The 13,883-nt window shown below is 38.2% G+C and carries 5 protein-coding genes; 2 read left to right on the forward strand and 3 right to left on the reverse strand.

Going from position 1 to position 13,883, the window contains the following annotated elements; translation table 11 throughout:
* Nucleotides 1–53: 53 nt before the first annotated feature.
* Together DWW10_RS08800 and DWW10_RS08805 are read right to left on the reverse strand one after the other, a co-directional pair.
* Nucleotides 54–1,832, reverse strand: coding sequence for a RagB/SusD family nutrient uptake outer membrane protein (locus tag DWW10_RS08800; protein WP_022393448.1), 1,779 nt, complete (start codon nucleotides 1,830–1,832; stop codon nucleotides 54–56).
* 19 nt (nucleotides 1,833–1,851) lie between these two features.
* Nucleotides 1,852–4,962 (reverse strand): SusC/RagA family TonB-linked outer membrane protein, encoded by a 3,111-nt coding sequence (locus DWW10_RS08805; protein ID WP_022393449.1) that lies wholly within the window; start codon nucleotides 4,960–4,962, stop codon nucleotides 1,852–1,854.
* A 276-nt stretch (nucleotides 4,963–5,238) separates the two neighbouring features.
* Here DWW10_RS08805 and DWW10_RS08810 point away from each other — a divergent pair, with 276 nt between their 5' ends.
* Complete coding sequence (locus tag DWW10_RS08810; protein WP_022393450.1) at nucleotides 5,239–9,249, forward strand: hybrid sensor histidine kinase/response regulator; 4,011 nt, start codon at nucleotides 5,239–5,241, stop codon at nucleotides 9,247–9,249.
* 56 nt (nucleotides 9,250–9,305) lie between these two features.
* On the opposite strand, the gene DWW10_RS08815 is transcribed toward DWW10_RS08810, so the two are convergent.
* Nucleotides 9,306–11,519, reverse strand: a complete 2,214-nt coding sequence (locus DWW10_RS08815) for an alpha-L-arabinofuranosidase C-terminal domain-containing protein (protein WP_022393451.1) — start codon at nucleotides 11,517–11,519, stop codon at nucleotides 9,306–9,308.
* Between the two features lie 322 nt (nucleotides 11,520–11,841).
* Between DWW10_RS08815 and metG the strand changes: the two genes are divergently transcribed.
* Nucleotides 11,842–13,881, forward strand: coding sequence for a methionine--tRNA ligase (gene metG / locus DWW10_RS08820; protein WP_022393452.1), 2,040 nt, complete (start codon nucleotides 11,842–11,844; stop codon nucleotides 13,879–13,881).
* Nucleotides 13,882–13,883 lie beyond the last annotated feature (2 nt).

Consider the following 13,883-nt stretch of genomic DNA (forward strand, 5'->3'; position numbering starts at 1 on the left):
CACCGGCAGGTTGTCATCCTAATAAAACTTTTACCTTGTAATTAATTTAATATCTACTTTTCAGGCTCTACCACAGTTTCAAGAGGTGGTATATTGTTTTGTGAGCCTTGATACCCATAATTCTGATTGATAACATTCAGGTTGTTAGCATCTATTGCATCTTGTGGAATGGGCCAGTATACATGGTATGGTTTAATCTTATATGAATTTGTTCCGTGTGAAATTTCATTGCGATAGAAATTATTCTTTGCAATAACACGATCGTAATACCAATTTTTTTCATGCATCTTGTCCAAAGTATATCCATCCTGACCTAATGCAGCCTTGATATACGCAACACGAGTAAGTTCGCATTTACGTGGTTCTTCAAGATAGAGTTCACGGGCACGCTCATCAAAGATCTCATCTAATCCAACACTTTGATATAACGGAGCGTTTGCACGTTGGCGAATTTCATTAACATCTGCCAGAGCTTCAGATAGCTTATTCTGCCAATAATAGGCTTCAGCACGCAATAAATAAGTCTCGGCTAACCGGAAAACATACCAGTCAGTAAAACCACCTTTGGGCTCATTTCCTTTGTTAATTTCATCTTTGTCAACAAACACTTTGTAATATGGCCATGAGTAATAACATCTGATTGTGTCATGTCCTGTTATATACTCCGGTTGAATGGACTTCCGGAAATAAGCAGACTGAGGATTGGTATAGGTATAGTGTTTAGCATCATACCAGTTGAGCGAGTTATGTCTCATATCGTTGCCACAGTCTTTCCATAATTCATATTGATAATAATTCGTTGGACGTACAATACCGATTCCACGCCCCAATGAGTCCATTTGTACAATAGCATTTGCTTTACTGTATCCACCCATTCCATCTGGTGTTCTCACCTGTGGACCACTCCAATAAGGTGTGTACAGTCTCATCCTACATGAACCTTCGCTCGGGCTTACACTACCTTCACTACCAAACTGCTCCTGAACGGTAAGAATACCTTCAAGGTTTTCGCTAGCGGTAATGTTTTCCTCTTTGAACAGGTCATTAATAACATCGTGTATCTGATCATTTGCACGTATACCGAAACGGTTCTTCATTAATTTCAAACCATAATTTTCAATACATCGAGTAGCAGATTTTACAGCATCATCGAATCTGCGACATTGTAAATAGTATTTAGTAAGCAGATGTTCACCAGCTGCACGATTAATAGCACCGGCTGGCGCAGTCATTGGTAAATGTTCTACAGCAAATTCCAACTTCTCACAGAAATATTTTAGAATGGCCTCACGTGAGGTACTTTGTAAATCAATACGTGGCTCTTGGATTTCTTCAAGAATGAGAGGCACATCTCCAAACTGATTTACCAGGCGATAATACCAGTAGGCCAGATGAAAATATCCTTCAGCTAAAAGCTCATCCTTTTTTTCTTGTGAAGCTTCAATTTGTGGTATTCTGTTAATTACTAAGTTGGCATATTTAACACCACCCCATGCATGACTGAAATGTTTGTAAACACGCTGTTTACCTTTTATAAGAGTCGGAGTCAGCTGTGTTTCCAGGTTATGAAGTTCATAATCTTCAGGTGCACCTGAAATTGCCATATCAGAGAGTATATACTCTATTTGTGCAATTTGCTCGTCCTGATTACCATAATATTCGTTCTTCAATTGTCTACGACTAACTTGCAGAACTGTTTCAATTCCATTTACATCCTTAACTCCATTTTCGGGTGTGTAGAATGACAACGGTTCTGGTTCCAACCAGTCACTACAAGATGTGAGTCCGGTTATAAATGTTGCTAATAGGAATAATCTATATAAGTATTTCATATTTTCTATATTTAATAGGTTATAAAGTGAAATTAACTCCAAAAGTAAATGTCCGTGGTACTACATTATTAATTTCCGGGTCATAGTTCTTCCAATTAGTAATTACGAAGGCATTATCGACCATCATATTTACCCGAAGATCCTGAATACCCAAGCGTCTGATTAGTTGTTTGGGAACGGTATATGATATAGAGAAATCTTGTAAACGTAAGTAGTTTCTACTTTTCCAGTTACTAAATCCTACCGGTGCTGCAGCTGCTAAACGACAGTATTCATTGCTTGGGTTTTCAGGAGTCCAGTAATCACTTTTAGTCGTATTACCTCTGTGGAAGAAACGAATACCATTATTTTGCTGTCTGTTATCAGAACCATACCATCCGAGTTCACTTCTTAACAAGAAAGAGATATTCAGGCAGTTCCAAAGATCAAAGCTATTGCGTAAAGACAAGCGGTGTGTAGGTGATTTTCTACCTAACCATACTTTATCGTTCTTTGAGTCAATAACACCATCCCCATTTACATCGAGCAATTTGGCATCACCTGGACGAGAACCATATTTTGCAGCTTCGGCTTCCTCGCCTAATTGCCATACACCAATAAATTTATAATCGTAAATCTCATCAAGGCCATGTCCGATATACCAACCGTTTGTTTCGTCATCGGCTTCTCTTTGCCCAATAACCTTTCCTTCGTTATCAACCACATCGACCATGTCACCATACAGATGCTTGATTTTATTTTTGTTATGGGTATAGATAAGGGTACTGGTCCATGTGAATTTACCGGGAATGTTCATGTTGAGGCTGTTTAATGTGATTTCAACACCAGTATTTCCTAGTTCACCCATATTTGCCGCTACAGAATCATAACCAATGATATTGGGTAAACGGCGTGTTAATAGCAAGTCGTTTGTTTTAGTCTTATAGAAATCAATAATACCTGTAATACGATCGTTAAAAATACCGAAGTCAAGTCCGAAATTTAATGCAGTCGTTCTTTCCCATTTAAGATTTTTGTTACCTAGCCCACTTGGCACTAAGCCATTAACGAGATTACCACCGACAATATTCTTACGGGTACCTAAAGTTGCAAGAGCAGCATAACGGCCGAATTCACGGTTGCCGTTCTCTCCCCATGAAGCACGTAGTTTCAGGTGATTTAGAATATCATTCTTCATAAAATCTTCATCTGATATTCTCCACGCCAATGCTACAGCAGGAAATGTTGCATACGGATTGTTTGCTCCGAAAGCAGAGTAGCCGTCACGTCTTACAGATGCCGTCAAGTAATATCTGTCCATCAAATTGTAATTAATACGACCCAAAAATGCATTGGCTGTATGTACTTGGTCATCTGAAGAAATTTGTGGTTCGGAACCTGCACCCATATTATGGAAGCCAAGACTTGCATCCGGTTCGAACTTATTGTTGATCATATATGCTTTCCAGTCCTGGTACTTTTCTACGTTATATACAAAAGTCGCATCGAATTTGTGTATATCGGCAAAAGTCATATTCCAGTTAAGAATATTATCAACCATCCACTCATAAACGCTGTATTCCGTACGGGCAGCTCTACCACCGGGTCTGTCGCGAGCTTCAGGTGAATCTGCATAAAAATCTTTCAACCAACTGAAACGATTTTGAAAATTAGCTTGATAGCTAAAGCCAAATGGCAATTTTACTTTGGCAAATGTAGTTGCCATCAATGTTTGTTCTCTCACAAATTTTTCAGTATAATAATTCCACATGAAAGGATTAACAAACGTAGCATCATCATGTGGGAACCATTTGAACTTTCCTTCTTCATCATACATATCTCCATACGGGCTGTTATTATTAGCCTGTGTGAGGTCTGCAGGATTATTGTTTCTTCGTCTATTAGCAAATTGGCTGTTCACACCAACTGTCAGCCATTTGGTAATTTCAGTTTCCAAATTTACGCGTGTACGGAAGTTCTGATATTCGTCACCAACTAAATATCCTTCATTGTCTACATATCCCATAGAGAGGAAATAGTTCGTAAGTTTACTCTTTCCTGAAACGCTGACATTGTAGTCTTGTCTTAAACCTGTGCGCAGAGCCATATCTCGCCAATCTGTGATTTTGCCTGCTTTATAGTTTTTTACTTCTACATCTTGCAAGCCGATTCGGTTCAACCATGTACCAATATAATCACCGGTAAAGCCTGAATCATAGTTACCCCATTGGTCTTTATCTATACCAGATGGCAAATTGTCCGGGTGATCGTAGTAGCCGGTCGGGCGTGGACTGCTTGAGAAATAATCCTGAGTTTTATAATAATCGGCATGTACCTGCAGATACTCGCTTGGGCTGAATATATCTACTAAGTTGGTTGCTTCAGTGAAACCTATGCGTGTGCTGACATTAATTACAGGTTTTTCCGAAGCTCCCTTTTTGGTATTTACCATTATTACACCGGCAGCACCTCTGGCACCATAAATGGCCGATGAACTTGCGTCTTTTAATACATCTAATGATTCAATATCATTCGGATTGATGTCTGATAAACTACCATAATAAATAGAACCGTCCAACACAATCAATGGCTGAGTGTTGGCTTTCAATGAGTTCTCACCACGAATCAACATTTGTCCTCCTCCTTCAGAGGTATTTCCTATAGTAGTGTTAAAACCAGCAACACTACCACGCAGAAATTCAATGAAGTTTGTAACCGGTTTATTTTCTAAAACTTCTTTACCTACACGAGATACAGATCCGGTTAAATCTTTCTTTTTCATGGTACCGTAACCTACTACCACTACTTCATCAAGAAGTTCAGAGTCATCTTGCATTGTAATGGTGAGATAGTTCTCGTTTACAGCTAATTTTTTCTCTATCTGCGTATAGCCTATATATGAAAAAATCAAAGTTGCATTGGCTTCTACATTCAGGCTGAATTTTCCTTCAAGATCCGTGATAGTACCAATAGTTTCATTTCCTTTACAAATCACATTTACACCAATCAAGGGCTCTTTAGAAGAATCAACTACAGTCCCTTTAATTTCTCTTTTTTGTGCCCATAATGATACTGTGGAAAAGAAAAAGAGAATTAAAAACATACACCAGCGAGGATGTGACCTGAAAGTCTGGACGCTAAAATGTTTCATAAAATATTAAATTAAAAGTTTATAAATAAGTATAAAAGGTTGCAACACCTGCAAATGTATCGTGAATATTATTATTTGGATGATGATGTTTAGCCAAAAAAAAGTGTTATTGATTCAAGTGTGTTAATGTAAAGATTAAATAAAAGCGTTTTTCTGTCATTTTATAGCGATTATTTGTAAAGTGCCTTATTTAACATATAATTAATAGCTTCTAATCTGTTTTTCAACTATTTTTGTGTATAGGTTTTGTAGTAAATAAGTTAGTCTAATATAAACATGAAATACACAGTATTGATATTATTCCTGTCTTTGGCATTCTATTCAGAAGCTATATTTTCACAAGAACTTTCTTATAATATTAAACATTATAAGATAAATTCCGGACTTTCACAGAACACAGTAATGTCTATTTATCAGGATAGCAAAGGTTTTATATGGGCCGGTACTAAAAATGGTCTCAATAGGTTTGACGGATCTAACTTTAAAGTTTATCAGAGAGGGGACTTGCCAGGTGATCTCAAGAACAGTATCATTTTTTCTATTAAAGAAGATAAGACTAAAAGATTATGGATTGCCACAGATAAAGGTATCTCACTCTATGATCCTTTTACGGAAAGGTTTTCTACGTTTGATTTAAAAACGATTGAACAAGAAACTATTAGCGGGTATGTAAACGAAATTTTTATAGATCATCTGGATCGAGTGTGGATACGAAGCAATACAGGTTTATATATTTATATCGATAAAGAGAACAAATTATTTTGCTTAAATGAGAAATTCAGGTCATATGTCGGAACTTCTATCCCTAGTGCTTTCTACGTAGATGATAATGGTATAGCCTATATTTCCTTTCCGAAAATAGGGATATTGAAATATAACTTTGTTACCCAGGAAGTTGATTTATTAACCTCCTTCACTTACTCTCCTACGGCTATGTCTGAGTATAATGATTCTTACATGCTGGTAGGAACTTTAAACAGGGGACTTTACTTTGTAAATAAGATAACTGGTACAACTAAAAAAATACCTATATATAATCCTCGAAATTCAGATATATACGTACGAACAATAGAAAAAATATCCGATACAGAATATTGGGTGGGTACTGAGAGTGGCATTTATATTTTACAGGGTGAGCAAATACATCATTTGGCTCATGACCCCCATGATAATTTATCTCTTTCGGATAATTCTATATATTCTATTTTTAGGGATAGAGAAGGTAACGTATGGGTTGGAAGCTATTTTGGAGGGATGGATTATATTCTGGTGGAAAGCACTTATTTCAGAAATTACTACCCAAAAGTTGATCAAAATTCGATTAAAGGATATAAGGTTAGGGAATTTGTTAATGACAAAGAAGGAAATCTATGGATTGCAACAGAAGATAATGGGTTGAACTATTTTAATACCAAAACCAAACAGTTTACTCATATCTCCGAGAATAGTAAACCGTTATCTGTGACTTTTCCTAATATTCAGTCTTTAAACCTGGTAGATGATAAATTGTGGGTAGGAACATTCTCTAAAGGCTTTGATGTACTGGATTTAAAAACTGGACGTAGTAAGCATTATGAGAAGAAAGACAACGATTCTACTACGATACAAAACAATCATATTCTAGCTATTTATACTGACCGAAACGGTATTACCTGGATAGGTTCTTCAAGTGATATATATACATATGTTCCAGAGATTGATGGTGTGAAGAAGTTCGAAAAGATAAAACAGTCGTTTACTAGTGATATATTGGAAGATCATAATGGCAATATATGGTTCTCAACTTATAACAGAGGGGTCATCAGATACAATCCATATACAGATACTATTAAAGAGTTTACGTATGATGTAAATGATCCACATAGTATTTGCTACGATAGAATTACAGGTATTTTTCAGGACAGCAAATTACGTTTGTGGTTTTCTTCCGAAGATGGTGGATTTTGTCTATACCATCCTAAAGACGAAACTTTTACTCGGATAACAATGAAAGAAGGGCTGCCTAGTAATGTGGTTTATAAAATACTAGAAGACAACAATCAGCAACTATGGCTAAGTACTCTTGATGGGATTGTACATTTCGACCCTGAAACCATGTCGGTGAAAAAACAATATAATCTATCCAATGGTCTTGATAATGAACAATTTAATTACAATTCAGGAATCAAGGGCAAAGATGGTATTCTTTATTTCGGTAGTATTGATGGATTTATATCATTTAATCCTCAAGCGATAAAGGATAGCAAGAATAGATATTCAGTTGTACTGACGGATTTGTTTATTTATAATCAGAAAGTAAAAGTTGATACAACCACTTCTATACTGAAAATAGCTATGCCGTATACAGATGTTATAAACCTGAATTATGACCAGTCGACTTTCAGTCTCGGTTTTTCAGCATTAAATTACTCAATGAATGGGCAGGGTAAGTATGCATATCAACTTGAGGGGATTGACAAGAAATGGATGTATGCTGATAATATTACGCAAGTATCATATAATAGTATCCCTCCAGGGAGTTACACTTTCCGTATCAAGTATAGTATTGATGGTTATGATTGGGAAGGTGAAGAGACCATGCTGCATATTAATATCATACCTCCATTCTGGTCTACTATAGAAGCCTATATCGTATATGCAATTATCCTAATAGCTATCTTTTATATGCTGTTACATCATTATATTAAAGAAAGAAAGAAAAGAATGAAGAAGCAGCAAATAAGACAAGAGCATGAGAAGAAAGAAGAAATATATAAATTGAAGATAGATTTCTTTACGAATATAGCCCATGAGATACGTACACCTATTTCATTAATAAAAGCACCGTTAGATTGTATTATGCATGAAGACCTCTGTAAGGATGAAATGCATGAGAATCTGGGTATAATAGAAAAGAATACAGACAGGTTATTGGTATTGGTAAATCAGTTGCTTGATTTCAGGAAAGTAGAATCGAAAGCGTTTACTTTGAACTTTCAAGTGAAAAATGTATGCTCAATTGTGTACAATACGTATGTTCAGTTTATTGCTGCAGCAAAACATCGGGATATAATGATAACATTCGATTCTTTATCTGATCCTCTTTTTGCTCTAATTGATGAGGAAGTAATCACAAAAGTGTGTAGTAACCTGTTCAATAATGCTATTAAGTATTCTACAAGCTATGTAAAGATTGCCTTATCTGTTGATTGCGACTCTCAATGTTTCTGCATTACAGTAAGAAACGATGGCACACCTATACCTGTGGAGATGCGTCAACGTATTTTTGAGGCTTTTTTCCGAATTAACGATGGTAACCAAAATGTGACGCAGCCAGGTTCGGGTATTGGTCTTACGCTTGCTGCTTCTTTAGTACAACTGCATAATGGTAAATTGTATCTTGACGATAAAGCTGAGGACATATGTTTTGTCGTACAAATACCCATTAATATGTCTGCTGATATTTCTCAACCTGAATTGGATGAATGCGTTAGTAAAGTGGAGTATGAAGAAGATACACCTTTGTCGTCAGAAATACAGATCTCTGATCGAAAAATAGTGTTGGTTGTTGAAGACAATGAAGAATTACGCTCTTTCCTTAGTCGGCAACTTGGTAAATACTATGAAATAGTGGCAGTAAGCAATGGAGTGGAAGCATTGGCAGTACTTGACGAGAAAATTATTAATCTGATTGTATCAGATATTATGATGCCTCTTATGGATGGCTTGGAATTATGTAACTCTATAAAAAACGACCTTTCCACATGTCATATACCTGTTATTTTATTAACTGCGAAAACAGCATTGGATAATAAAATAGAAGGGCTAAAAAGTGGTGCAGATGCCTATATTGAAAAACCATTTTCAATGCCTTATCTGCTTGTGCAAATTAATAATTTACTGGAAAGCAGAATGAAGTTACGTCAGAATTTTGCAAATGATCCGTATGCCGCTATTGACTCTATAGCCCATAATAAAGCCGATGAAGATTTTCTTAATAAGATAACAGATATTATCCATCAAAACCTTAGTGATGAAAAATTTAGTATAGATGATCTCGCTATGGCAGTAACAATGAGCCGAAGTAGTCTACACAGGAAATTGAAAGGAATCACAGGGTTGACTCCTGGTGATTTCGTTCGGATCATACGATTGAAGAAGGCAGCGGAATTACTTAAGACGGGAGAATATCGTATAAATGAAATTTGTGTATTAATAGGAATGAATTCAATATCTCATTTCTCTAAAGTATTTTACAAACAATTTGGTGTATTACCTAAAGATTTTGCTAAGAAACATCCAAAGTAAGCCACTTCCTCAAACATGGCTCCATATTTGAGGAAGTGAAGAACTCTTGACTATTATTATTTTTTTAAAGTAATAACTGTATATGAATACTTAGGAAAAGTGTATTTTGCATTTTTCCTAGCAATATTAATTTTTGAGGGTTTAAATACAACATTATTCATATTTTCATAAGTGTTGTATTCAGTAAGTTCACAGTCACCTATAGTATAAATTTCCGCTTTGGGATTGAAACGGAAATCCCGGATATTCAGAATAGCCTGCCGTGGTTCATTGCTCATATTTGCTACGTAGATCGTCATTTCAGTTTTCTGTTCGTTGACTTTTGCAGTTATATCGAGTGCTTTGTCGCTACTTGTTGTTTGTACAACATTTGGCTTCCAGGTTTTCATCATCATTTCATCGATATGTGCTGAAGGTTGGAACCAAATCGTATCAGCAGTGTAATGGATACGGCCTTGGTCCCACATATAATGCAAACCATGGGGTTGAAAAGTATTTGCCGTACCCAGCATTCGGAAGCAATCACCGTAGCGTTGCAATGTATTCCAGTTGTGGGCATGGGCTAGACCACGGTCCCAGTCGCATCGGCTTCCGTTCTCCTCCATTGGATGTAGGTTTAATTTAAATCCAGGATAATCTTCTGCTAAATCCCTTTGAAGTACAATACCCATTTCCTCCTCAAACCATTCGGTTTCATCGGCAAAGTTGCGAGCACCGCTATAGTGGGGGTCCCATGCAAGTTTATCACCTTTGCCTTTAGAGATAAACCATCCAACCATTTCTGCAGCCAGATTATATGCCGGTATGCCTTTTTTGTAGCGATCACGACGAATATTAAGTGAAGTCATTATTGTCATTTCCGGGTCTACCTCCCAGGCAGCTTCAGCAAATTTCTTCATACATTCAACGTATCCGCTGGATATAAGACGTTCATTGTCTACTTGAATATATTTTAGATTATAAGGTTCTGGGTGACCGTGGCTGGCACGTAATGCTCCCCATTTTGTGTCAATTGAACCATTAACGTATTCTACAAAATCACGAATATCTTCATAGTTTTCATCCATGCTCATACCAATAATGGCAATGGCATCAATGGCCTCGGCAGCCTGTAGCATTTCAATAAAACCAAAACTATGTGTGGCATACAAGTTGAAGCCACTTCGCAATGTTACTCTTCTCTCATCAATTGGGCCTATCATCTTTTTCCAACGATATAGGTAGGTATCGGCACCAACATCTACCATTGAACCATTGTAGCGAAATACCTTGATTCCTTGTTTCTTCAATGCATCGGCAAATGTTTTACGAATGGGATAGCCTTTTACTCTTCCCCATTCTCCGGGTTGCAGAAAAGCAAATCCTAACTCGACTTTGCCCGGAGCTTTTAATGATATGCCAAAACTTCCGTTAATGGTATTGTTTTGTGGTATTAACTCAAATTCCACTTTTTCATATGTGCCATCCCCTTTGAGAGAATAAGGTTTTTCTGCCAGAACATTTCCGTGTTCATCTCTTAATGATAGATATACGGAAACTGGACTATCGGCTTTTATGCGGAGTACGCCATCATATGGTTTATTTCTGTCAAAACGAATTCCCATGCGGTAAAGACCATGGTTGGTTAAGCCAACCTCTCCGCTACCCTCGATAAATGAAATAGCTTGGTTTTGTCTACCTATATAGGCATTTCCGTTGCGTACTAGTTCGTAAGCATAGCCGGGATTACCAACTACCAATTTACTCCAATATTTGGAGATTTGCTCATTACCGTTAATCCTTTCGAGCATAATTTTCTGTATGTCACCTGGTAGAGAGTCGAATGTTAGGAAACGTCCGGGGAATTTCCAACCAGAAATTATGTGAGGCTCTCTGAACTTAGGAGAGTTATAGATATCTTTAGAATTAAAATCATATTTTTCGGTGAGGTTGTTCCAACTAATCCGGTGGTAAATATCAGATTGAGTGATTAAATGAGGGATTTTCCTTTCATCCAGAACAACATATATTTTAGAATAATCTCCTCGTTTCAGATTTAAGAAATCAACATCAATGTTTTCTTCAAACGCTTCCCCATGCAGCAATTGGCTGAATATACCTCCATTGGTTTGATTGTTGAGATCTTCAATATTTGTACCATTGAATAGCTTGGGTACAGTGGCAATCTGCTTACTCGCTTCTACGTTCAATTGGACCGGGCTTTGCTGTGCAAACATGCATCCTCCCATTAATAATCCGATAATGCTTAGTCTTAGTTTCTTTTTTTTCATGATAAAATTTGTTTTATAGACATCGCAAAGATAGTTCCTATCTCAGTCTCTGTGAATCAGCAGAAGTTCAAAAAAAGACGATTTTCTGTCAATTTGCGTGTTTCTGCGTATGTTGCATATACATAGTTGAAAAATGTTAGTTTAAATATGGATATCATCAATGGGAATGGAGCACAATATTATTCCGTTTACAACACTGATAAATATAAATTTCTGCCACATGTAGTTGGATATTTCATTGTCTTCTCTTTTTCTTTGAGTGGAAAACTGCTATCTTTGCACACCAAAATGCGCTCATAACAAAAGAGATACATATATCACAATGGAAAAGAAATTCAAACGCACTACCGTTACGTCGGCATTGCCCTACGCTAACGGACCGGTTCATATCGGACACCTGGCAGGAGTTTATGTACCCGCTGATATCTACGTTCGCTATCTGAGACTGAAAAAAGAAGATGTAATCTTTATCGGAGGTTCGGACGAGCACGGAGTACCCATCACCATACGCGCCAAGAAAGAAGGCGTGACGCCGCAGGATATAGTAGACCGTTACCATACGCTTATCAAAGAATCATTCAAAGAGTTCGGTATTTCATTCGATGTATACAGTCGTACGACTTCAAAAACTCACCATGACACTGCTTCGGAATTCTTCCGCAAGCTGTATGACAAAGGTGACTTCATCGAGAAAACCAGTATGCAATATTACGACGAGGAAGCCAAAACTTTCCTTGCCGACCGCTATATTACAGGCGAATGTCCCCACTGCCATGCAGAAGGTGCCTATGGCGACCAATGCGAGAAGTGCGGTACAAGTCTCAGCCCCACAGACCTGATTAATCCGAAAAGTGCCATCAGCGGAAGTAAGCCTGTAATGCGTGAAACAAAGCATTGGTATCTGCCGCTTGACCAACACGAAAGCTGGTTGCGCCAATGGATTTTGGAAGACCATAAAGAGTGGCGTCCCAACGTATACGGTCAATGCAAAAGCTGGCTTGACATGGGTTTGCAACCGCGTGCAGTAAGCCGTGACCTCGACTGGGGTATTCCGGTACCCGTAGAAGGTGCAGAAGGAAAAGTGTTATATGTATGGTTCGATGCCCCTATCGGTTACATCAGCAATACGAAAGAATTGTTGCCCGACACTTGGGAAACCTGGTGGAAAGACCCCGAAACACGTCTGATCCACTTTATCGGTAAAGATAATATCGTATTCCACTGTATCGTATTCCCTGCCATGCTGAAAGCGGAAGGTAGTTTCATCTTACCGGACAATGTACCGAGTAATGAATTCCTGAATCTGGAAGGTGATAAGATTTCTACTTCACGCAACTGGGCTGTATGGTTGCACGAATATCTGGCAGACTTCCCGGGCAAGCAAGATGTGCTTCGCTATGTACTGACTGCCAATGCACCTGAGACAAAAGACAATGACTTCACCTGGAAAGACTTCCAGGCACGCAATAACAATGAGTTAGTGGCTGTTTATGGTAACTTCGTGAACCGTGCTCTGCAACTCACCAAAAAGTATTTCGATGGTGTAGTGCCCGCTGCCGGTGAACTTACGGATTACGACCGCGAAACATTGAAAGAATTCTCTGACGTAAAAGCAGAAGTAGAAAAGTTACTGGATGTATTCAAGTTCCGCGATGCACAGAAGGAAGCCATGAACCTGGCCCGCATCGGAAACAAATACCTGGCAGATACCGAACCCTGGAAGATTGCCAAAACGGATATGGACCGCGTAGCCACTATCTTGAATATCTCCCTGCAACTGGTTGCCAATCTGGCCATTGCATTCGAACCGTTCCTGCCGTTCAGCAGCGAGAAATTGCGTAACATGCTGAACATGGACAGTTTTGACTGGGCTACTCTGGGCAGCACTAATCTATTGCCAGCAGGTCACCAATTAGCGACACCTGAACTACTGTTCGAAAAAATAGAGGACAGCGTTATCGAAGCACAGGTACAGAAGTTGCTCGATACAAAGAAGGCCAATGAGGAAGCCAGCTACAAAGCCAACCCCATCCGCCCGAACATTGAGTTCGATGACTTCATGAAACTGGATATTCGCGTAGGTACCGTATTGGAATGTCAGAAAGTTCCTAAAGCCGATAAATTGCTGCAATTCAAGATTGCCGATGGATTGGAGAACCGTACCATTGTCAGCGGTATTGCACAGCATTACAATCCGGAAGAGCTGGTAGGCAAGCAAGTATGCTTCATAGCCAACCTTGCACCGCGTAAGTTGAAAGGCATCGTCAGTGAAGGTATGATCCTTTCTGCCGAGAATTTTGACGGTTCACTCTCCGTGGTTACTACCATGAAAGAAGTGAAACCCGGTAGCGAAGTGAAGTAATT

This window comes from Bacteroides intestinalis (assembly GCF_003464595.1).
Classification (GTDB): domain Bacteria; phylum Bacteroidota; class Bacteroidia; order Bacteroidales; family Bacteroidaceae; genus Bacteroides; species Bacteroides intestinalis_A.